This window comes from Ramlibacter lithotrophicus, assembly GCF_012184415.1.
Taxonomy (GTDB): domain Bacteria; phylum Pseudomonadota; class Gammaproteobacteria; order Burkholderiales; family Burkholderiaceae_C; genus Ramlibacter; species Ramlibacter lithotrophicus.
In genome coordinates this window covers 148,617-170,109 of sequence record NZ_VTOX01000009.1, presented here as the reverse complement: position 1 = coordinate 170,109, position 21,493 = coordinate 148,617, and the positions used below count along the sequence as shown (strand labels likewise).

The following is a 21,493-nucleotide window of genomic DNA, read 5'->3' as shown; positions in this document are numbered from 1 at the left end:
CTGCTGCCTACACCGGGCCCGGCGCCGGCAGCACGGCATCGAGCGGCCGGCGCAGCGAGCGCGGCATGACCGGTCCGCGCCCGAAACGGATCACCAAGTGCGGGCGCCAGCCGCCGATGGCGAGCCAGCCTGCGAGCTGCTGCCGCAGCGCGGGGACCTCGACCGGCTGGTTCAGGTGCGCGGTCCGCACGCCCAGCGCCGTCGCATGCAAGGCAAAGCGTTCGAACGCACGCCCCGCCTCGATCCATTGCTGCGGGCCGTCGCCGCGCGACGCGAACACGGCGATGCCGGCCGAACTGCGCACCTGCGCCGCGTACCTGTCGCTTTCGCTCTTCGGGGTGACCGCGAAGTCGAACAGCCGGCTGCCGAGCCAGCGCGGCAGGGCGGGATTGCCCGAGCAGCGGGAGAACAGCCCGTCGCCGGTGCGGACCGCCTCGGACTCGCCGAAGCGGATCCACGCCTTCAGTTCGGCGACGAACCCCGGATCGCGCCACTGGGCCTCGTTGCCCTGGGTGACCAGGGCCAGGACCTGTTCCAGCGCGTTGCGGTCGGTCAGGAGCAGCGGCTGGATCCCCGGGCGGCTGCCGGCATGCGACAGTTCCTTGAGTTCGGCCGGCAGCAACGGCCTGCCGTCGAACTCGCCCCGGGTGGACTGGCGGGTGGTGATCGCGTGGAACAGGTCCGAGCTCGCCGGCCGCATCGGCTCCAGCATGACCTCGATGCGGTCGTCGCGCGGCTCGGCATGCGCCATGAAGCCGTGCGCCGCTGCCGCCTGCACCATGTTCTCGACGGCGCAGCCGAGCGACACGAACAGGTGGTGATCGTCCGGATCGACCACCGGGCAGCGGCGGGCGAAGTCGGGCCGGACCGTGATCGAGCGGGAGGCGAGCCGGAACTTCCAGCATTGGGTGTTGTGGCTGGACGGCGCCAGGGTGGCGCAGCGCACCAGTTCGCGCATCACCGCGCCATGCGGCCGCGCCGCCGGCGCGACAGCGCGCCAGGTGTCGCTCGCCGCCTGCTCGTAACCCGACCCGCCGGTCCCCGAGCACGCCGCGAGCGCGCCGGTGCCGGCCAGTACGGACGCGGACCGGAAAAAGTTCCTCCTGGTGGCCATGGCGGGCGTGAACGGGAGCATGCTTGTAACCGCTCGCGAGCCGTTGGACCTGTCCTGCCTCAAGGAGGCGCGTTGCGCGGGCTGGTCAGGCCGCCAGCGCCTGCAGCCGCGCCGCGGCTTCCCGCTTGCCCATGCCGCGCAGCTCGGCGATCCGCGGCAGGTGGCGCGCGCGGGGGCGGATCTTGCCCGACTCCCATTTGTAGACCGACTGGCCGGACGCCCCGATCAGGGCGCCGAACGCTTCGGCGGAAAGCCCCAGCCGCTTGCGCTGCGAAGCCAGTCCCTTCGCGCTGAAGCGCAGCTTCAGGTCGGCCTCCTCGTCGGCGGCGACAGCGGGAGCCTCGCGTCCCGGCCGCGCGAGGCGTTTGACCTGCTGTTCGAGTGCGCCGATCCGCCGCTTCAGGCGCGCGATCTCGCCGCGATAGGAGGCGCTGGCCTTCTTCAGGCCCTGCAGTTCCGCGCGCAGTTCACGGCGCGCGACCCGAGCGATCTCGCTCTTGAGCATGCTTGCGAGGTTAGCCATGGCGCCATTGTGCCCCTGATGAGCGGCGCTGTCTTGGCCCCGGCCCGCCGGTCACCAGGGGTCGACGAAGCGCGCCGTCGGGCCGCCGCGACGGGTGGCCGACGCCAGCCCCCGCGCCAGCCAGTCACGTGTGTCGGCCGGATCGATCACCGCGTCGATCTCCAGCGTGGCGGCCATGTTCATCGCCTGTCCGTTCTCGTACTGGCGGGCCACCAGCTGCCGATAGAGCGCCTCGCGCGCCTCGCCCTCGGCGGCCGCTTCGAGTTCCTTGCGGAATCCGAGCTTCACCGCGCCTTCGAGCCCCATTGCACCGAACTCGCCGGTCGGCCAGGCGATCGTGAACACCGGCGCGTCGAAGCCGCCGGCGGTCATCGCCTGGGCACCCAGCCCGTAGCCCTTGCGCAGCACCACGGCGAAGAAAGGCACCGACAGGTGCGCCGCCGCGACGAACATGCGGCAGCAGTGGCGCACCTGCGCTCGCGCCTCGATGTCGGGACCGACCATGAAGCCTGGCGTGTCCGTCAGCGAGACGATCGGCAGGCCGTGGGCGTCGCACAGCTGCATGAAGCGCGAAGCCTTGTCGGCCGCCTCGGGATCGATCGCACCGCCCAGGTGGCGCGGGTTGTTGGCCATGACGCCGACCGGCCGGCCTTCGATGCGTGCCAGGGCCGTGACGATGCCGCCGCCGAAACCGGCCCGCAGCTCCAGCAGCGAGCCGGTGTCCACCAGTCCGCGCAGCACCGTGTGCACGTCGTACACCCGCAGCCGGTTTTCCGGGACGGCGTGGCGCAGCGCCCGCTGGTCGGCGCAATCCCAGTGGGCGAGCCGTCCCTGGAAGTAGGACAGATAGCGGCGCGCCGCCGCGACCGCCTCGGCCTCGTCGGCCACCAGCAGGTCGACCACGCCGTTGCGCGTCTGCACTTCGGCCGGGCCGATCTCCTCCGGCTTGAAGGCGCCCAGGCCGCCGCCCTCGATCATCGCCGGGCCGCCCATGCCGATGTTGCTGGCGCGGGTGGCGATGATCACGTCGGCGCAGCCGAGCAGCGCCGCGTTGCCGGCGAAGCAGCGGCCGTGCACCACGCCCACCACCGGGACCTGCCCCGAAAGCGCGGCAAACTGGCTGAACGTGTGGTTGTTGAGGCCGGCCACCACCGGCATGTCGACGTCGCCGGGCCGGCCGCCGCCGCCTTCGGCGAACAGCACCACCGGTAACCGCAGCTGGTGCGCCAGCCCCAGCATGCGATCCTTCTTGTGGTGGTTGCGCATGCCCTGCGTGCCGGCCAGCACCGTGTAGTCGTACGCCATCACGACGCAGCGCGAACGTTCCGGCCCGAAGTCGCCGGCGTTCACGGTGCCGATGCCGGTCACCATGCCGTCGGCGGGCGTGTTGGCGATGAGGTCTTCCCGAGCCCGGCGGCGCGTCTGCGCGGCGACGGCCAGTGCCCCGTACTCGATGAAACTGCCTTCGTCGCAGAGGTCGGCCAGGTTCTCCCGCGCCGTGCGGCCGCCGGCGGCATGCCGCTTCGCCACGGCCTGTGGCCGGTTGGCATCCAGCGTGAAGGCGTGCCGATCGATCACGCGCTGCAGATCGGGCCGGATGGCATCCGGGTCGGCCGCCGCGCCCTCGTCCACGTGCGTCGCCGCGTCTTCGCCGGCGTCTTCCAGCACCAGCAGCACGTGCCCGTCCGCCACGTAGTCGCCGGGCTCCGCGCCTACCTGCAGCACGCGGCCGCTGGCTGGCGCATGGACCACGTGTTCCATCTTCATCGCTTCCAGCACGGCCACCGGCGCGCCGGCCGCCACCCAGTCGCCTTCGGCCACCTCGAGTTCCACCAGCCGGGCCGCCATCGGCGCGCGCACCGCCGCCTGCCCGTTCGCGAGCACCGCCTCTTCCGTCGTCTGAGCGAGCCCGCCGGGCAGCAGTTGCGGGCGTGGCCGCGCGAACGCCTGCGCTTCGTCCAGCAGCTGAGCCAGGGCCGCTTCGACGAAGCCGGTGTCGACCTGCTGCTGCTCGAACTGCGGCCGCGCCGCGATGGCCTGCAGCAGCGGCAGGTTGGTTGCGAGGCCCTCGATGCGACACTCGGCGAGCGCCCGCCGCGACCGTCGGACCGCATCGGCGAACGACGGCGTGCGCGAGTGCACCACCAGCTTGGCCAGCAGCGGGTCATAGTGCGGCGAGTGCGCGGCGCCGGCGACGGCATGGCTGTCGACGCGGATGCCGGGACCGGCGGGCAGTTCCAGGTGCTCGATCCGCCCCCCGGCGGGCCGCGCCGTGCCGTCCGCCTCCAGGATCTCGGCGTTGATGCGCCACTGGATGGCGAAGCCGAGTGCCGGTGGCGGGTGCTGCGGATCGAGCCCGATTTCGCCCAACCGCGCCCCCGCGGCGACGGCGATCTGCAACTGCACCAGGTCGAGCCCCGTGACTTCCTCGGTCACGGTGTGCTCGACCTGCAGCCGCGGGTTGGCCTCGATGAACACGAAGGGCAGTTCGCCGTCGACGTCCTGGACCAGGAACTCGAAGGTCGCGAGGCTGCGCAGGCGGGCGGCGCACGCCAGCGCGAGGGCGGCCTGCTCCAGTTGCGCGCGCCTGGGCGCCGCCAGCGTCGGACTCGGGGCGATCTCGACCAGCTTCTGGAAGCGCCGCTGCAGCGTGCATTCGCGCTCGCCCAGGCTGATGGCTTCCACGCCGTCGCCCAGCACCTGCACCTCGACGTGGCGCGCGTGCCGCACCAGCCGCTCCACGTAGACGCCCGGCACGCCGAACGACTTTGCTTCCGACACGCAGCGCGCGTACGCGCCCGGCAGGTCCTGGGCAGCGGTGACGACGCGCATGCCGCGGCCGCCACCGCCGCCCAGGGCCTTGATCACGATCCCGGCGCCGCCGTGGGCGGTGAAGAACGCGAGGGCCTCTTCGAGGCTGACGGCGCCGGCGCTGCCGGGGAGGACACTGACGCCGCACTGGCCGGCCAGCGCCCGGGCGCGCACCTTGTCGCCGAAGAGGGCGAGCTGCTCGGGCGTCGGACCGATGAAGGCGATGCCTGCCTGCTCGCAAGCCTGCGCGAAATCCGCACGTTCGGCCAGGAAGCCGTAGCCCGGATGCACTGCGTCGCAGCCGTGCTCGCGCGCGATGGCCAGCAGCCGCGCAATGTCGAGGTACGCGGCCGGGCCGCTGCCGCCGAGCGCGGCCGCGGCGCTGGCGTGCCGCAGCTGCGGCGCCTGCGCATCGTCGTCGGCGAACACGGCGACGCTGGCGATGCCGAGGTCGCGCATCGCGCGCACCAGGCGCAGGGCGATTTCGCCCCGGTTGGCGATCAGGATTTTCTGGAACATGCGTGGCCCCGTGGCGTGGTGCGGACGAGCATGATGCGCCGCCCGCGGATGGTGGCATCGCGCCGCGGGCGAGGGCTGTCACGCCCGCGTCAAGGCGGCACAATCGGCGCATGACTCCCTTCGTTCCCCTGATCGAAGCCACCCGCGGCGGCACGCCCGAGTGCCTGCACTTCGGCGCCGTGGCGGTCGCCGACGTTCACGGCCACGTGCTGGCGCATGCGGGCGATCCGCGACTGGCCACCTTCACGCGGTCCACGCTCAAGGCGCTGCAGGCGCTGCCGTTCATGCAGGCCGGCGGCCCGCGCGCCCTCGGCTTCACGCGCGAGCAGGTGGCGATGCTGTGCGCCAGCCACAGCGGCGAGGCAATGCACGTGCAGCAGGTCGACGGCATGCTGCACAAGGCGGGGCTGTCGTATCGCCAGCTCCAGTGCGGCTGCCACGTGCCGTTCTTCGTCGAGCTGGGCCAGGCCGCCGAGCCATACGACGAGCGGCATCACAACTGCAGCGGCAAGCACTCGGGCTTCCTCGCCTGCTGCGTGCAGCACGGCTGGTCGGTCCAGAACTACCTGGCGCCGGAGCATCCGCTGCAGCAGGCGATCCGCCGCGACGTGGCGCGGGCCCTGGGCATGGCGCCCGACGCGATGAAGATGGGCGTCGACGGCTGCTCGGCGCCCAATTACGCCGTGCCGCTGGCGAACCTTGCCGCCGGCTATGCGCGGCTGGCGAGCGGCGAGGACGACGCGCAGTTCGGCGCCAGCTTCGCGCACCTGGCCGACGCAATGACGGCGCATCCGGAACTGGTCTCCGGGACCGGACGCAACGATCTCGCGTTCATGCGCGCCGGGCGCGGCGACTTCATCAGCAAGGCGGGCGCCGACGGCATGCAGGTGGTGGCCAGCCGCAGCCGGCGCGAAGCGGTGGCCGTGAAGATCGCCGACGGCAGCAAGGTCGCCGCGGCGGCCGCGACGGTGGCGGTGATGGACCAGCTCGGCTGGCTCGACGAGCAGCAGCGTGAGGAACTGCGGCCCTGGCGTGCCGAGGTCATCACCAGCATCCGCGGCGCCGCCGTCGGGGCGCGGCGGGCGGTGTTTGCGCTGCAGCCTTAGGCAAGCCGCGTCATCGCCGCGAAATCCGGCATGGCGCCACTCGCGAAGCCGGTGCACTGCAGCGATCCCAGCGCGATGCGCCCGCCCGCGATGCGCAGGCGCACGGCGCCATGGCTGCGCTCGTACAGGTCCGGATGGGCGGCGAGGAAGGCGTCCTGCTCGGCTTGCGGCTGCGCCGCCATGCCGTTGACGTAGTAGTGGCCATTGCGCTCGACATGGGCGATGCCCAGCAGGTTCACCAGCGCGAGGTCCTGTTGCACCGACAGCCCGGCCTGCGTGGTGAGATCCTCCGCCGACATGAAGTAGCGCGGCTCGCCGGCCTCGGCGTTCCATCGCGCGCAGCGTGCGGCATTCAGCACCGACTTGTAGAACCCCTTGCAGGTCTTGGACGACACGCCGGCGTAGCCGCGCTCGCGAGCCTGCACGAAGGTGCCCAGTTCGCCATCGGACTCGTCGATGATCACCGGCTTGCCCAGTTGCGCGCCCCGCAGGTCGGCCTGCAGCGCCAGCTTGCGCGCGATCGGCTGCTCGATGAAGAGGATCGACTGCCACAGCCGCGCCAGCGCCGGCCGGGCGCGCAGGCCGGCCACGAGTTCGGCGACGCCGGCGGCATCCGAGTACTGCTCGTTGCCGTCCAGGCTGGCGAAATAGGGATGCGGCAGGCGATCCAGCACCGCCGCGATCGCTTCCAGCCGTGCCAGGTCGGCATCGATCTGCCCGCCGACCTTCAGCTTGAAGTAGCGATGCCCCCAGGCAGCGATCACTTCTTCCAGCGTTTCCGGCAGGCCGTCATTGACACGCTCGTGCGCGTCGGCGGCCGTGATCGCGTCGATCATGCCCACCGTGTGCCGCGCCTCGATCGAGCCGGACGGTTGCAGCCGCGCGAGGAAAGCATCGAAGTCGAACGGCGCGAACTCGGGATGGGCGGCGCCCATGCCCGGCAGGTTGCCGCGCAGCGCCTGCGCGAACGACGCGCCCCGGCTGCGGCACAGCGCATCGAGCACCGCGCGGTCGATCAGCGCCGGCCCGTAGCTGGCCAGCAGCGGGTTGAAGCCGCGCGCCTGCGCCGCCGCGAGATGTCCGCCGTGGTGCCGCGCGAAGTGGCCGAAGGCCGTGGCCGGCGCGGCATCGGACAGGTACGCCTCGCGCGCCATGCGCAGCACGTCGCGCAGCTGGTCGAAGTTGTCCTCGTTGGACAGCTGCAGGTTCTTGTCGAACCACTTGGGCGCCATCATCTCGGCGGCGGCGCCCCAGGCACTGGCGCCGTCGGCGAGTTCGATGCGCGCGCGCGCGAACGCCTGCGGACATTCGCGCAAGGTGACGACGCCGAAGCGGAACGGCAGCCGCAGGACGACCGGGCGCTCGTAGAGTTCGATCTCGCGGATGCGAAAGCGCGGCGCGTCAGCCATGGTGGTCCAGACCTTCGACGATGCCTTTCAGGTAGCCGATGGCGCGGGCGGCGCAGCCCGGACCGTCCGGCACGTAGTCGAACGGCTCCACCGCGACCACGCCCTTGTACTGGCCGGCGCGCTGCAGTTGCAGCAGCTTGTCGAGGATGGGAGCGAACGCCATCTCGCCCTGGCCCGGTCCGCGCCGGTTCGGATCGTTCACCTGGACGTGGGCCACGTGGCCGGTTGGCACCCAGTGCGCCAGCAGGTCGGGGATCGAAGCCTTCTCCATCTGGCCGGCCGCGCTGCAGTCGATCATCGTCTTCAGGCCCGGCGAGCCGACCTCGTCGACGATGCGAACGGCTTCGGCCACGGTGTGGATCAGGTTGGTCTCGCGGGTGGACAGCGGCTCGATGCAATAGACCACCCCGGCCTTGGCGGCCGTGCTGCCCACCTGCGCGAAGCAGTCGGTCGCCCGCGCCAGCGCCTCCTCGCGGGTGGAACCGGGCGGGATCGAGCGCTGCTTGGGCGAGCCGTGCACCAGGTACTTGCCGCCCATCAGCGCGCACAGTTCCACCAGCCGGCGCATGAAGGCCACCGTGCGCTCGCGCACGGCCTGGTCCTCGGCGACGATGGACAGCCCGGCCGGCGCCACCAGCAGCCAGTGCAGGCCGTCGATGGTGAGTCCCTGGTCCTGTGCCATCCGGCGGAACGCGGCGGCCTGCGCGTCGGTGATGTGCTCGGGGTTGTCGGCCAGCGTGAAGGGCGCCACTTCGAGGCCGTCGTAACCGAGCGTGGCCGCCAGCCGGCACTGCTGGTCGAACGGCATCGGCTGCAGCACCTCGTTGCAGAGCGAAAAGCGCAGCCGGCCAGCGCCGGCGGACGGAACGGTCATGTGGTTTCCAGGCGAGGTCTGCGGCTGAAGAAGCGGCGCACCGTGGGCAGGCGCAGCAGCACGATCAGCACGATGGTCGTCGCGAGCACGGCCGAAATCGGCCGCGTGATGAAGGGCAGCAGGTCGCCGTCGGACAGCACCAGCCCGCGGCGGAAGTTCTTCTCCAGCAGGTCGCCCAGCACGATGCCCAGCACCAGCGGCGCCATCGGGTAGCCGTACTTGCGCAGCGCGAAGCCGACGAGGCCGAAGGCGACCATCACCCAGACGTCGAACAGCCGCGAGGCAAGGGCGAACGTGCCGATCGTGCACAGCACCATCAGGATCGGCACGATGATGGTGGTGGGCACGCGCAGCACCTGGATCAGGAATTTCGTCAGCGTCAGGCCGTAGATCAGGATGCCGAGCGTCGCCAGCATCATCATCGCCACCACGTCGTACACGAACTGCGGCGACTCGATCATGATCATCGGTCCCGGCTTCACGCCGTGGATCAGCATGGCCGCCATCAGCACCGCCGCCGGCGCGGAGCCGGGAATCTGCAGCGTCAGCACCGGGATGATCGCGCCGGGCACGCAGGCGTTGTCGCCGGTTTCGGCGGCCATCAGGCCTTCCACCGAGCCCTTGCCGAACTGTTCCTTCTCGCGGCTCGCGCGCTTGGCGGCCGCGTAGGAGGACCAGGCGGCCACGTCCTCCCCGACGCCCGGCACGATGCCGATGAACGTGCCGATCACGCCGGAGCGCAGGATGGTGCGCCAGTAGCGCAGCACGTCGCGGATCTTCGGGATCACGGAGTCGAGGCCGCTGATGTTGACCGGAGGGCGGCGCTCCTGCATCGCCACCAGGATCTCGGCGAACCCGAACGCGCCGACCAGCGCCGGCACCAGCGAGATGCCGCCGGCGAGGTCGCGGTTGCCGAAGTTGAAGCGCTCGAAGGCGTGAATGCCGTCCTGGCCGATGGTGGCGATGAAGAGGCCCGCGAAACCGGCGATCCATCCCTTGAGCGCATCGCCGCCGGTGAGCGTGGCCGAGATGATGACACCGAACACCGCCAGCCAGAAGAATTCGTAGGCGCCGAATTTCAGCGCCACTTCACCCAGCAGCGGGGTGAACAGCGCCAGGAAGAACATGCCGATCAGCGTGCCGAGCACCGAGCCGCTGGTGGCGATGCCCATGGCCCGGCCCGCCATGCCTTGGCGCGCCAGGGCATAGCCGTCCAGGCAGGACGCAGCGGACGCCGGCGTCCCCGGGATGTTCAGCAGGATGGCGCTGCGGCTGCCGCCGTAGATCGCGCCGACGTACGTGCAGATCAGGACCAGCAGCGCCTGCGACGACGGCAGCTTGAGCGTGAGTGTCGTCATGAGCGCCACGCCCATGGTCGCCGTGAGGCCCGGCAGCGCGCCGATGACCACGCCGACCAGGGTCGAGGCCAGCACGAAGAAGATCGACTCCGGCGTGAGAAAGCCCGCCAGCGAGTGCCCGAAGGCGATCAGTCCCTGGAACATTGGATGGATGTGCCCCTAAGGCAGCCTGACGTAGAAGATTTCCTGGAACGCGAACGAGATCGTCGCACTGGTGGCGACGCCACAGGCCAGCGCCAGCAGCAACTGGCGCGCCGTGCTGCGTCCGAGGCCGGACTGCCGCCGGCGGTCGAAGAAGAAGATGAAGGCCGTGACGAACACGCCCGTGGCCAGCCAGAACGGCAGCCCGTGGCCGACGAACACGACGGAGTACGCCAGCATCGCGGCCATGACCAGCGCCGTGTACGTCCAGCCGCTGCGGGCGGCGGGCTTCGCCGGGCCCAGCGCGCCGCGGCGGATCGAGCGGACCGCCAGCATGATGCCGAGCAGCAGCACGGCGCTGCCGAGCAGGCCGGGCACGAGGCCCGGCACTTCGTACTTGTTGATGTGCAGGTGCTCGAGGCGGTCCATGCGCCAGGCGCCGATCGCGATGGCCCCCCCGACGGCCATCCAGACGAGGGCGGAGACGAGGTCGGCGCGCGCCGACACCTCGCCCTCGGGGGCGGACTCCATGCTCACCGCGGGTCAGGGCTTGGGAATGCCGACCGTGTCCGGCGCGACCTTGGTCTTGCCCGTGGAGTGCAATAGCCAGGCGTTGGCCTGGATCGCCGGCATCGCCGCGGCCAGCGCGGCATCGCCCGCGACCGGCGCGAACAAGGCGCCCTTGTTGGTCGCGTAGGCCTTGATCGCGGCGTTCTTCGCGATGTTCTCGGTCCAGATCTTCTGCACCGTGCTCACCACCTCGGCCGGCACGCCCTTGGGAATGAAGATGCCGAAGTAGTTGGCCGCCGCCTTGAAGCCGGGGATGGTCTTGCTGATCGGCTCGATGGTGCCGAAGCCTTCGATCTCCAGCGGCTTGTCGGACACCGTGGCCAGCGGACGGATGCGCTTGCCGCGGATCATCTCGGCCTGCTCCACCGCCAGCTGGGTCGTCAGGTCTGTTTCGCCCGACACCGTCGCGACGACGGCGGGGTTGCCGCCGTCATAGGTGACGTGGCGGTACTTGACGCCGGTCGCGCGCGAGATCGCTTCCATGGCGTTGTGGCCGCCGGAGGTAACGCCGGCGGTCGCGACCTTCACCTCGCCCGGCTTGGCCTTCATCGCGTCGAGCAGTTGCTGCATGTTCTGGTACGGCGTGTTGGCGCCGACGCCGACGACGGCGATGTTGGCCACGCTCAGGAACAGGTGCCAGTCCCTGGCCGGCACGTCCAGCATGCCCAGCGCCTGGTAGGCCCCCAGGTCCTGCGCCGCGCCGGCGGCCCAGGTGTAGCCGTCCTTGGGCGCTTCCCACGCGTTCTTGGTGCCGATCGAGCCGGACGCCCCCGGCTGGTTGACGATGATGATCTTCTGCCCCAGCACCTTCTCGAGCTCCGCCGCCGTCACGCGGGTGATCTGGTCGGTCGAGCCGCCGGCGGCCCACGGCACGACCAGGTTGATCGGCTTGGTCGGCTTCCACTGGGCGGCCGCCGGCAGTGCGAAGCCGAGCGCCAGGGCGGCCAGGGACACGGAACGCAGGAAAAAGCGCTTGTTCATGGGGTCTCCAGTTGAGGGCCTCCGGCCCTAATTCCCTAAACGGTTAATTGGGACTCTAGAGAACCCCGCCGGGGCTGTCAACGACGAAACCCCGGGGTGCGGCGCGCGCGCAAATACCTCGTCGCGAGGCGGTGCTCGCGACGAGGTGGGGCCCGGCTTCAGTCGCGCCGGCGGCGCAGCAGGTACACCGCCAGCGCCGTCACCGCTCCGGCGATCGCCGCCTTGCGGATGAACCCGGCGCGGTTGTGGCGCCACTCCGAGGCCATGCCCATCTCGCGAAAGACGTTGGGCACATGGCCGTGCGCCAGGTCCTCCAGCAGGCCTTCGCCGACGTTGACGCGATCGGCCGCCAGCAGGATCAGCCAATGGCGGAGGTCGTTCTCGCTGTAGCGGAACGCCAGGGCGCGCATCTTCCCCGACAGACCCGATGGCGGCACGGTGCTGCCGAACACCGGCGTCATGCCGGGCCGCTCGTTCGAGTGGAACACGGTGACGTGCCGCGGCTGCGGCGCCGGCTCGTCCCAGTGGACGTTGTGCAGCCGCGGCGGCGTGCGCTCCATCGGCACCGCGGGCCGGTTCGCCGGATCCAGGTCGGCGCCCCATCCGGGGACGTCGGTGGGCCGGTGGGCTTTCTGCCTTGCGTCGGGATCGGTCTTTTCCGCGTAGACGCGGTCGTTGGCCAAGGTCGGGCTGTCCATTTGATTCCTTTCAGTGCACCGTCGGCATCACCAGCACGGGCTTGATGCAGTTGTCCAGCTTGCTCGAGAAGATGTGATACGCGTCGCCGATGTCTTCCAGCGGGATGCGGTGGGTGATCACCTCGCCCGGCTTGACGCGGCCGGCCTGGATGTGCTCGATCAGGCGCGGCAGGTGGCGCTTCACGCTCGCCTGGTTCATCCGCAGGGTGAGGCCCTTGTTGAGCGCATTGCCGATCGGCACGGCGTTGAACGTGGGACCGTACACGCCCACGATCGAGACCGTGCCACCCTTGCGTACGGAGTTGATGCACCAGTGCAGCGCGGTGGCCGATCCCGCCTGCAATGGCAGCACCACGCCGGTGAGGTGCTGCATCGCGTTGCCTGCGGCCTCGCAGCCGACGGCGTCGATGCAGACGTCGGCGCCGAGCCAGTCGGTCATGCGCTTGATGTGGATCGCCATGTCGCCCACTTCCTTGAAGTTGATGACCTCGCAGTTGGCGAAGTTCTTCACGAACTCCAGCCGGTACTCGACGTGGTCGACCACGATCACGCGGCCGGCGCCCATCCACCATGCAGACTTTGCGGCAAAGATTCCAACCGGTCCCGCGCCGAACACGACCACGGTGTCGCCTTGCTGGATGCCGCCCATCTCGGCCGCCTGGTAGCCGGTGGGGAACGCGTCGGTGAGCAGCACCGCGTCGTCGAGGTCGATGTCGGATGGGATCACGGTGGGTCCGACGTCCGCCATCGGCACGCGCACGTACTCGGCCTGGCCGCCGTCGTACCCGCCGGCGGTGTGGGAGTAGCCGTAGATCGCCCCCACGGCGGTGGCCGACGGATTGGTGTTGTGGCAATTGCCGTAGAGCTCTTTCTGGCAGAAGAAGCACGAGCCGCAGAAGATGTTGAACGGCACCAGCACGTGGTCGCCGCGCTTGACGTTGCGCACCGACGGCCCGACCTCCTCGACGATGCCGGTGAATTCGTGGCCGAAGGTGGTGCCGACCCGGGTGTCGGGCACCAGGCCGTGGTACAGGTGCAGGTCCGAGCCGCAGATACACGAGCGCGTGACGCGCACGATGGCGTCGTTGGGGTGCTCGATCTGCGGCTCGGCCTTGTGCGAGGCGCGCACGCGGTACGGGCCGCGGTAGTTCATTGCCAGCATCGGCGGTTCCTTTCGTTCTTGAAGAGGTGGAAATGAAGGTCTCGGCAATCGCGGTGCCCGGCCGCACCCGCCCCACGATCGCGCGAGCCGATTCACAATGCGGCCGATGAAGAACATCTCCCTCATCGGCGCGCCGACCGACGTAGGCGCCAGCGTCCGCGGCGCGGGCATGGGACCGGACGCGCTGCGGGTCGCCGGCCTGGTCGAGGCCTTGCGCTCGCAGAAATTCGAAGTCCAGGACCTCGGCAACCTCGCCGGCCCGCCCAATCCGTGGGCTGCCCCCAGCGGCGGCCTGCGCCACCTCGAGGAAGTGACCGCGTGGAACCGCGCGGTGTTCGACGCGGTGGCCGCGGTGCTCGCCGCCGGCGATTTCCCGCTGCTGATGGGCGGCGACCACTCGGTGGCGATCGGCTCGATCAGCGCCGTCGCGCGCCATTGCCGCGCGGAGCGCAAGCACCTGCGCGTGCTGTGGTTCGATGCGCACACGGACGTCAATACCGAAGCGATCAGTCCCAGCGGCAATCTGCATGGCATGCCGGTCGCCTGCCTGCTGGGCCATGGGCCGCAGGCGCTGGTCGGCTGGAGCGGCGAGCGCGCGGCGCTGCGTCCCGAGGACATGGACTTCATCGGCATCCGCAGCGTCGACGCCGACGAGAAGGAGGCGATCCGGCTGCTGGGGCTGCAGGTGTTCGACATGCGGCACATCGACGAACACGGCATCCGCAACACGATGACGGAAGCGCTGCACGACATCGACGAAGGCACGCACCTGCACGTGAGCTTCGACCTGGATTGCCTGGACCCGATGGATGCGCCCGGCGTCGGCACCGGCGTGCGCGGCGGCCCGACCTATCGCGAGATGCAGTTGTGCATGGAGATGATCGCCGACACCGGCCGCCTCGGCTCGCTCGACGTGGTGGAGATCAATCCGGCGCTCGACGTGCGCAATCGCACGGCCGAACTGGCGGTGGAGTTCGTCCAGAGCCTGTTCGGCGCGTCGACGCTGGCGCGTTGAGCGCGCTACGCTGCCTGCGCCAGCTGCTGGTTGGCCGGGGCGGCACGGGCGCGGCGCGCGGCGCGCTCGTGCGCCACGTACTCCGGCTGGAAGCAGCGGCGCGAGCCGTCGGAAAAGGCGACGGTGACCTGCAGCGTGTTCGCCTCCTCGACGATCCCGCGCCCGTAGCGCCTGACCTTCACGATGTCGCCGCGGGCGAAGCTCGGCTCGTTGGCGGCCTCGGCGCCGCCGGCCGGCTGCGCCGCCAGGTGCGCCAGCACCGACTCGTGCGCCGCGATGCGGCGGCAGTTGTCGCAATTGCCGCAGCGCTCAAAGGGCACTTCGCCTTCCAGGTGTTCGAGCAGCACGCGCCAGCGGCACTGGCCCGTCTGCGCGTAGAAGACCATCCGCTCCAGGCCCTCGCGATCCTGCCCGCGCTTGGCGCGATAGGCCGCCATCAGGTGATCGAGCGCGTCGTGGTCGAGCCCGGGCTGCTCCAGTCGCAGGTTGCCGTCGGCGTCCTGGCTCGCGACCTTCTGCCGCCGCAGCAGGCCCAGCGCCACCTGCAGCTTGCTGCGCGGCCGCGCGAGCCGGCCTTGCAGCAGCGCGAGATTCCAGGCATCGCCATCGGGCGGCGGCTCGTGCAGCGTCGCGTACAGCGCCTGCGCGTCTTCCTCGGTCGGATAGCGCCCGGCCAGGAAGAACTGCTGCACCGCCTTGTCGCTGCGCAGGAACAGGAGCGTGCACACCGAATGCTCGCCGTCGCGCCCGGCGCGGCCGGCCTCCTGGTAATACGCTTCCAGCCCCGGCGGCAACTGGTAGTGCAGCACGAACCGGATGTCGGGCTTGTCGATCCCGAGGCCGAACGCGTTGGTGGCGACCATCACCCGGCAGCTGCCGCTCATGAATGCCTCCTGCGCCGCGTGGCGCTCGGCCGCGGGCAGCCGGCCGTGGTACAGCCCCACCGATTCCCCGGCGACGGCCAGCGCCTCGTGCAGTTCCTGCGCCGCCTTGATGGTGGCCGTGTAGACCAGTCCCGCACCCTCGCTGGCGGCGACGATCGCCACCGCGCGCGCCAGCTTGTCCGCCTCGCGCCCGACCTGCTCCACGCGCAGGTCGAGGTTGGCGCGGTAGCTGCCGGTGTCGACGAGACCGTCGGCCGGAATGTGCAATTGTTCCGAGACATCGCGCACGACGTCGTCGGTGGCCGTCGCGGTGAGCGCCAGCACCACGGGCTGCCCCAGGCGCTCGACGGCGGGCCCGATCTCGAGGAATGCCGGCCGGAAGTCGTGGCCCCACTGCGAGATGCAGTGCGCCTCGTCGACCGCGAGCAGGCTGACCGGGTGCCGCTGCAGCAGCGCCATGAATTCGGGCTCGGCCAGCCGCTCCGGCGTGGTCATCACGATCTTCGCCGAGCCGTCGGCCACGGCCGCCTCGGCCGCCCGCGCCTCGTCGCCATCCACGGCGCTGTTCAACTGCACGGCGGCGACGCCGAGTTCGCGCAGCGACTCGCACTGGTCCTTCATCAGCGCGATCAGCGGCGAGACGACCACCGTGCGGCCCCGCAGCAGGAGCGCGGGCAGCTGGTAGCACAGCGACTTGCCCGCGCCGGTGGGCATCGTGGCCAGCGTGGAGCGGCCGGCCAGGACGCGCTCGATCACCGCCTTCTGGCCCGGCCGCAGGCGGCTGAGCCCGAACGTGTCGCGCAGCACGTCCCGCAACCGGCGTCCAGGGTCCGCCGGCTTCCTGCGTGGCGCTGCCATCTTCAGCGGTCGCCGCCGTCTTCGTCGACGTCGTCCAGCGGTTCGTCGGCGTCGATGTCGGTGTACTCCCGGCCGTCGACGTCCTCTTCGGGAAAACCTTCGCCGCTGCCGGCGCGCACGATGCGGTCCGGCATGATGTCGCCGCCTTCGACGGCGTCGCCCGGCGTCACCGAGCCGCGCTCGCCGGTACCGACGGCGTCGCTGTCGGCATGCGCCTCGTGGGTGCCGATGGTGTCGCTGCCGCTGTCCGAGTTGTCGCTCGGGCCGAGCAGGTCGGCGTCGCGGCCGCTGGGGTGGGCCGGCGCCGGGTCGGCGCCGAGGATGCTGCTGTAGGCCATGTGTTCCTCCTGACGATGGTCACAGTGTGGCCAGGGTGCTGGGCCGTTTCAGTCGGAGACAGGGGCGCGGCTGCGTCAGCCGCCGCCGTGGTCGACGTGGGAATCCGGCTACGCGGGTGCCACGCATTGTCCGCAAGCCAATGCCCCATCCCCCGCGCGAACCCACGCCTTCCCGCACCAGCGCAAGTCACCCACGTCGGATGAGAAATGCCGCCGGGTGCGCCCCCGCCGCGCGTCATTTCTCACGCATCCTGGAAACATTACGATACGTGTAGTGACATCTGGAAACGAGCGGGGAATACTCGACCGTGAGGAGAGGGGGAGCTCTCTCGCCGATCCAGGAGTTACTCATGCAGTCTTGCCGTGCAATCGCGGCCCTTCCGGCCCGGTGCACTCCGGGCGGCCTTGTCGACGCGCGCCTGCAGGCCGTCCGCCGCCGGGCTGCGGCCGCGGTCCGCTGATGGCGGCCCCGCCTGCCCGCTCCCGCGGCCGGATGTTGCTGCTGGCCGCGCTGGTGGCGGCCTGGGCCGCCGTCGTCGTGGCCGTGTGGCGGCAGGGTCCCGTACCGGCACGGCCGGCCGCGTCGGCCCCTGACGTCCGGCCGGCGCCGGCACCGGCGCTGCCGGCGGCGAGCGGGACGCGCGGGTCTGCGCGATGAGCGTGACGGAGCCCGGCGCAATAACGCTTTCTTTGTAGAACAAGGATCAAGGACGCGCGGTTTTCGCGCCCGCCGCCGCGTTCCCCCGGAGCGGCCCCGGTGACATCTTGATACGTCTTTGGCAAGATGCTCGACGGTCGCCCAGGACGGTCGACGCTTCACCTCGAGGAGTTCCCATGCAGATTTCGCTCATCAGAAAGGCAGCGGTGGCGCTGTTCGTGGCGGCGCTCGGTGCTGCGGCGTCGGCGCAGATGACCATCGATTTTTCGAGCGCCCGCGGCATCGGCACCGCGTCCGACAGGGTGCTGGTCGAGAACATCCGGGTCCTGACACCCGGCCCGGCCGGCAGCAGCACGCCGGTCGAGAGCGGGTATAGCGTCGTCTTCAAGTTCGACCCGCAGTGGCTCTACCTCGTGCCCGAGGAAATCAGGCTGACGGAGGGCAGCGGCGCCACCACCTGCGCCAACGCGGAGGTCTCCGTGTACAACTCGGTTCAGGGCAGCACGGCGCCGATCGCCGGCGCCACGGTCACCATCGGCTCGCGTATCGCCACCACCAACGCGCAAGGGATCGCCGCCTTCAGCGGCCTGCCGGCGGGGCTGAACGCCGTCTCCGTCTACAACACCGGCTACCGGGCGGCGGCGCAGTCGACCCTGATGGGTTGCGCGGACACCAACAGGATGGCGGTGGCCCTGTCGCCCTCGTCGGGGCAGAGCGGCGGTCTCACGACCGGACAGTTCCGCGTGATCCTCACCTGGGGTGCCAATCCGGCGGATCTCGATTCGCACATGACCGGCGGCGTCAACGCGGACATCTGGACCCGCTGGCACCTGTATTACTCCGACAAGACCGCCGGCGGTGTCTGCAAGCTGGATGTCGACGACACCTCGTCCTACGGACCGGAAACCGTGACCTGCCCCGCCACCGGCAGCACCACCAGCCTGCCCGACGGCCTGTACCGCTACTCGGTGCACCACTACTCTGGTTCCGGCACCATCGGCACTTCGGGCGCCGGCGTACGGCTCGAATTCGCCAACGGCGCCGTCTACAACTACACGCCGCCGGCCGCCGGCTGGACGGGGTCGAACAACGTCTGGACCGTGTTCGAGCTGAGCGTCTTCAACGGCGTCGTCACGGTCGTCCCGGTGAATTCGATCACCGGCGGCGTCAGCAGCGGATCGGTGCGCGCGCCGAAGGTACCGTACGGCCAGCCCGAAGCGGCGCGGTTCTTCCAGGGACTGGCCAAGTAGACGGATGGCCGTCCCGCGTGCACGGGCGGGCCGCAGGGCGCTGGCCGGGGCCCTCCTCGCCGGGGCCACCCTGGCCGCGGCCTTCGTCTGGTGGGCCGGCCCGCCGCAGGATGTGCCTCCGATCGCGCCGGCTCCCCCCGCCCCGCGCTACGTGGCGCCGGCGCTGGTCCATTCGGCGGCCACGGCGGCGGCCGAGGAGGCCGACGGCGACGCCATGCCGCAAGTGCGGATCCCGCCGGGCAGCGCGGGGAACGATCCCTTCACGGCCGCGCTGGCCGCGGCGCGCACCGTGCCGCCCCCGGTGCCCCCCCCGGCCATCGTGCAGGCGAAGTCGTTCGAGGAGGCGATCGCCGCGATGCGCGCGGCCCGGGGCGAAGCGCCGCCCGCAGCTGCAGTCGTCAGTCCGTTCGGCGCCCGGTAGGCGCGGTAGGCGCGGCCGCGCGTCCGCGCGTCCAGATATCATTCGCATCCCTCACCGGGCACCGCGCGCCAGCGCGGCCGCGCCCCGCCGTGCCAGCCCCGATTGCCTCACTCACCCATGAACGAATCCCCGACCGCCGACCAGCCGGCAATCGATGCCGCGCAGCAAGCCGCGCCCGCGCCCGCGGTCGACCCGCAAGCGCCCCCGCCGCGCGAGAAGAAGCGTGGTGCCGCCCGGGCAGCCGAGGTGCAGCCGACGCTCGAGAAGCTGGCCGGTTTCTACCCGCATCTGTTCGGGGCCGTGTTCCGGCCGCTCAAGCGCGGCATCTTCCAGGACCTGCTCGAGGCGCATCCCGACGCGTTCGACAAGGATGCGCTGAAGGAGGCGCTGTCGTTTCATACCCGCTCGAGCCGTTACCTCACGGCCGTGGCGGCCGGCCAGCAGCGCCACGACCTGCAGGGCCAGCCGGTGGAAGCAATGGCGCCCGAGCACGTGCATCACGCCTTGCTCGAAGTGTTCCGGCGCCGCCAGGCGCGCGGCGGCGAAGACCTGAGGCCGAAGCTGCGCGACCGCATCGTGCAGGCGTTCGAGGCGTCCGGGCTTTCCGCCGAGGACTATGGCCAGCTGGTGCGCGGGCGCGACGAGTCGGCCAACGCCTTGCTCGACGAGGCGCTGGCGATCGCGGCCGAGCGGCGCGCGAAGGACGAGGCGCTGCTGCGCGCCTTCGAGGCGAGCGGCGGCGCCAGCGTGGAAGCCTTCGCGCAGATGTACGGGCTGGACCCGCGCGCCGCGGCCGCGTCGCTGCAGCGGGCGCGGCGCAGGAAATGATGCGCGCGGCGACTGGTTACGCGCCGAGGCCCAGCCCGGCCAGGTAGGCGTCGATGGCCTGCCGGCCGGCCGCTTCCAGCTGGAACTCGCCGGGATCGAGCAGCCAGTCCTGGATCAGTCCGGCCACCAGCGCGTGCAGGCCGCGGGCCGCGGCGATGGCCGGCATCCGCAGGCGCCGTCCGCGCGCGATGGCGCTGCGCTGCAGCGCCTGCTTCATCAGCACCACGCTGCGCCGGCGCGCGTCCAGGTGGCGCTCCCGCACCTTGCCGAGCGCGTCGATGTATTCCACTTTCTGCGTGGCGACCTCGAAGACGCGCCGCGTCTGCGGATCGGTGGCGGTGCGGCGCAGCGCGGCCAGCAGCGCCGCGCGCAGGCGCGGCAGCGGGTCCTCGCTCGCCGCGCCGCGGGCCTGCGGGAGCGCATCCTCCAGCGGCAGGGTGACGCGGTCCATCATGGCGTTGAACAGGTCGGCCTTGTCCTTGAAGTGCCAGTAGACTGCACCGCGGGTGGCGCCGGCGGCGGTGGCGATGTCGTGCAGCGAAGTGCCCGACACGCCTTGCGCCTGGAACAGGCGCTCCGCCGCGTCGAGCAGCGACTCGCGGGTCGCCAGGGCGTCTTCCTTGGTGCGGCGGGGCATGCGGCGAGTATACATTCATGAATGCATGTATACTGCGGCGCTTTCCGCGGGCGCGCCAGCCCGGCCGGAAGCGCGTGCGCGACCGGAGTCAAGAACACCGCCTGAGGAATCCGATGCCTGCCTTGTCCGCGAACCCGAGGCCCCTGTCCGTTCTTGCCGCCGCGCCGCGCACGGCCGCGCTGCTCGCCGCGTTGCTGCTGGCCGCCTGCGGGCAGGACGCCGCCAAGGGCAATGCACCGGCCGGCGCCGCCGCCATGCCGCCGCCGGAAGTGGCGGTGGTCAAGGTGGCGCCGGGCGAGGTCGGCCTGGTCACCGAGCTGCCCGGCCGGCTCGAGGCCTCGCGCGTCGCGCAGGTGCGCGCGCGCGCCGCGGGCATCGTGCAGAAGCGCCTGTTCCGCGAAGGCAGCGACGTGCGCGCGGGCCAGCCGCTGTACCGCATCGACCCGGCGCCGTATGCGGCGGCCAGCGCCAGCGCGCAGGCGGCGCTGATGCGGTCGCAAGCCAATCTCGGGCAGGCCACCGCCCTCGCCGAGCGCTACAAGCCGCTGGTGGAGGCGAACGCGATCAGCAAGCAGGAATATGCCAACGCGGTGGCGGCGCAGAAGGCCGCCGAGGCCGAGGTGGCAGCAGCTCGCGCCGCCGTGCAGACGGCGCAGATCAACCTGGGCTACGCGTCGGTCGTGGCGCCGATCGGTGGCCGCATCGGCCGCGCCCTGGTCACCGAAGGCGCGCTGGTGGGGCAGGGCGAGGCGACGCCGCTGGCCGTCATCCAGCAGATCCACCCCATGTACGTCAATTTCACGCAGCCGGCCGCCGACGTGCTGCGGCTGCGCCAGGCGCTGGCTCAGGGACGCCTGAAGCGGGCTGCCGGCGCCGAGGGCGCGCTGGTGCGCGTGGTGCTCGAAGACGGCAGCGAGCATCCGCAGCCGGGCAAGCTGCTGTTCTCCGACCTGTCGGTGGATCCCACCAGCGGCCAGATCACGCTGCGCGCCGAGGTGCCCAATGCCAACGGCAGCCTGTTGCCGGGCCTGTATGTCCGCGTGCGCCTGGAGCAGGCCAGGGCCGGCGACGCCGTGCTGCTGCCGCAGCAGGCCGTGACGCGCACGGCCCAGGGCGACAGCGTGATGGTGGTGGGCGCCGACGGCCAGGTGAGCACGCGCAAGATCCGGGTCGGGTCAGCTCAGGCCGGACAGTGGGTGGTGCTCGATGGCCTGAAGGCCGGCGAGCAGGTGATCGTCGAAGGCTTCCAGAAGTTGCGACCCGGCGCGCCGGTGAAACCGGTGCCGTGGAACGCCGCGCCGGCCGCGGCCCCGGCATCGGCGGCGAAGTAAGGAGCAG

At 71.1% G+C, this 21,493-nt stretch carries 19 protein-coding genes; 6 read left to right on the top strand and 13 right to left on the bottom strand.

The genetic code is table 11. The features are described from left to right. Window positions 1-7: 7 nt before the first annotated feature. The 3 genes from RAMLITH_RS20695 to RAMLITH_RS20685 all read right to left on the bottom strand — a co-directional run bounded on the left by RAMLITH_RS20695 (window position 8) and on the right by RAMLITH_RS20685 (window position 4,967). Window positions 8-1,114 carry an Acg family FMN-binding oxidoreductase gene (locus RAMLITH_RS20695; RefSeq protein WP_168109339.1) on the bottom strand — a complete coding sequence of 369 codons (1,107 nt, stop codon included), beginning with the start codon at window positions 1,112-1,114 and terminating at the stop codon, window positions 8-10. Window positions 1,115-1,199: 85 nt separating this feature from the next. Then, window positions 1,200-1,637 carry a helix-turn-helix domain-containing protein gene (locus RAMLITH_RS20690; protein WP_168109338.1) on the bottom strand — a complete coding sequence of 146 codons (438 nt, stop codon included), beginning with the start codon at window positions 1,635-1,637 and terminating at the stop codon, window positions 1,200-1,202. Window positions 1,638-1,688: 51 nt separating this feature from the next. Then, window positions 1,689-4,967, bottom strand: coding sequence for an acetyl-CoA carboxylase family protein (locus RAMLITH_RS20685; protein WP_168109337.1), 3,279 nt, complete (start codon window positions 4,965-4,967; stop codon window positions 1,689-1,691). A gap of 110 nt (window positions 4,968-5,077) precedes the next feature. On the opposite strand from RAMLITH_RS20685, the gene RAMLITH_RS20680 reads away from it, so the two are divergent. Next, on the top strand, window positions 5,078-6,073 hold the full coding sequence (locus tag RAMLITH_RS20680) for an asparaginase (RefSeq protein WP_168109336.1): 996 nt from the start codon (window positions 5,078-5,080) through the stop codon (window positions 6,071-6,073). On the opposite strand, the gene RAMLITH_RS20675 is transcribed toward RAMLITH_RS20680, so the two are convergent. The 7 genes from RAMLITH_RS20675 to RAMLITH_RS20645 all read right to left on the bottom strand — a co-directional run bounded on the left by RAMLITH_RS20675 (window position 6,070) and on the right by RAMLITH_RS20645 (window position 13,266). Beyond that, window positions 6,070-7,482, bottom strand: coding sequence for an enolase C-terminal domain-like protein (locus RAMLITH_RS20675; RefSeq protein WP_168109335.1), 1,413 nt, complete (start codon window positions 7,480-7,482; stop codon window positions 6,070-6,072). The two genes, RAMLITH_RS20680 and RAMLITH_RS20675, sit on opposite strands and share 4 nt — an antisense overlap. Next, the gene (locus RAMLITH_RS20670; RefSeq protein WP_238344301.1) at window positions 7,475-8,356 is read right to left on the bottom strand and encodes a sugar phosphate isomerase/epimerase family protein; all 882 of its coding nucleotides are present in this window, start codon (window positions 8,354-8,356) and stop codon (window positions 7,475-7,477) included. The genes RAMLITH_RS20675 and RAMLITH_RS20670 overlap by 8 nt, the downstream gene beginning before the upstream one ends. Continuing rightward, the gene (locus tag RAMLITH_RS20665; protein ID WP_168109334.1) at window positions 8,353-9,858 is read right to left on the bottom strand and encodes a tripartite tricarboxylate transporter permease; all 1,506 of its coding nucleotides are present in this window, start codon (window positions 9,856-9,858) and stop codon (window positions 8,353-8,355) included. The genes RAMLITH_RS20670 and RAMLITH_RS20665 overlap by 4 nt, the downstream gene beginning before the upstream one ends. 15 nt (window positions 9,859-9,873) lie before the next feature. Further along, window positions 9,874-10,386, bottom strand: a complete 513-nt coding sequence (locus tag RAMLITH_RS20660; RefSeq protein ID WP_168109333.1) for a tripartite tricarboxylate transporter TctB family protein — start codon at window positions 10,384-10,386, stop codon at window positions 9,874-9,876. 12 nt (window positions 10,387-10,398) lie between these two features. Then, window positions 10,399-11,406, bottom strand: coding sequence for a Bug family tripartite tricarboxylate transporter substrate binding protein (locus RAMLITH_RS20655; RefSeq protein ID WP_168109332.1), 1,008 nt, complete (start codon window positions 11,404-11,406; stop codon window positions 10,399-10,401). Window positions 11,407-11,564: 158 nt separating this feature from the next. Beyond that, on the bottom strand, window positions 11,565-12,104 hold the full coding sequence (locus RAMLITH_RS20650; protein WP_168109331.1) for a hypothetical protein: 540 nt from the start codon (window positions 12,102-12,104) through the stop codon (window positions 11,565-11,567). A gap of 10 nt (window positions 12,105-12,114) precedes the next feature. Beyond that, complete coding sequence (locus RAMLITH_RS20645; RefSeq protein ID WP_168109330.1) at window positions 12,115-13,266, bottom strand: zinc-dependent alcohol dehydrogenase; 1,152 nt, start codon at window positions 13,264-13,266, stop codon at window positions 12,115-12,117. A 106-nt stretch (window positions 13,267-13,372) separates the two neighbouring features. Here RAMLITH_RS20645 and rocF point away from each other — a divergent pair, with 106 nt between their 5' ends. Continuing rightward, on the top strand, window positions 13,373-14,281 hold the full coding sequence (rocF, locus tag RAMLITH_RS20640) for an arginase (protein ID WP_168109329.1): 909 nt from the start codon (window positions 13,373-13,375) through the stop codon (window positions 14,279-14,281). Between the two features lie 5 nt (window positions 14,282-14,286). Here rocF and RAMLITH_RS20635 read toward each other — a convergent pair whose 3' ends face one another. Further along, the gene (locus RAMLITH_RS20635) at window positions 14,287-16,023 is read right to left on the bottom strand and encodes a RecQ family ATP-dependent DNA helicase (protein WP_168109328.1); all 1,737 of its coding nucleotides are present in this window, start codon (window positions 16,021-16,023) and stop codon (window positions 14,287-14,289) included. Window positions 16,024-16,025: 2 nt separating this feature from the next. Then, a complete protein-coding gene (locus RAMLITH_RS20630; protein WP_168109327.1) occupies window positions 16,026-16,361 on the bottom strand; it encodes a hypothetical protein in 336 nt (111 codons plus the stop codon). Between the two features lie 834 nt (window positions 16,362-17,195). On the opposite strand from RAMLITH_RS20630, the gene RAMLITH_RS20625 reads away from it, so the two are divergent. From RAMLITH_RS20625 to RAMLITH_RS20615, 3 genes are all read left to right on the top strand, one after another. Beyond that, window positions 17,196-18,269, top strand: coding sequence for a hypothetical protein (locus RAMLITH_RS20625; protein ID WP_168109326.1), 1,074 nt, complete (start codon window positions 17,196-17,198; stop codon window positions 18,267-18,269). 4 nt (window positions 18,270-18,273) lie between these two features. After that, complete coding sequence (locus RAMLITH_RS20620) at window positions 18,274-18,690, top strand: hypothetical protein (protein ID WP_168109325.1); 417 nt, start codon at window positions 18,274-18,276, stop codon at window positions 18,688-18,690. 117 nt (window positions 18,691-18,807) lie between these two features. Then, complete coding sequence (locus RAMLITH_RS20615; RefSeq protein ID WP_168109324.1) at window positions 18,808-19,518, top strand: ProQ/FINO family protein; 711 nt, start codon at window positions 18,808-18,810, stop codon at window positions 19,516-19,518. Between the two features lie 16 nt (window positions 19,519-19,534). Here the strand turns inward: RAMLITH_RS20615 and RAMLITH_RS20610 are convergent, their stop codons facing one another. Then, window positions 19,535-20,155, bottom strand: a complete 621-nt coding sequence (locus tag RAMLITH_RS20610; RefSeq protein ID WP_168109323.1) for a TetR family transcriptional regulator — start codon at window positions 20,153-20,155, stop codon at window positions 19,535-19,537. A gap of 113 nt (window positions 20,156-20,268) precedes the next feature. On the opposite strand from RAMLITH_RS20610, the gene RAMLITH_RS20605 reads away from it, so the two are divergent. Continuing rightward, window positions 20,269-21,486, top strand: a complete 1,218-nt coding sequence (locus RAMLITH_RS20605) for an efflux RND transporter periplasmic adaptor subunit (RefSeq protein ID WP_168109322.1) — start codon at window positions 20,269-20,271, stop codon at window positions 21,484-21,486. Window positions 21,487-21,493 lie beyond the last annotated feature (7 nt).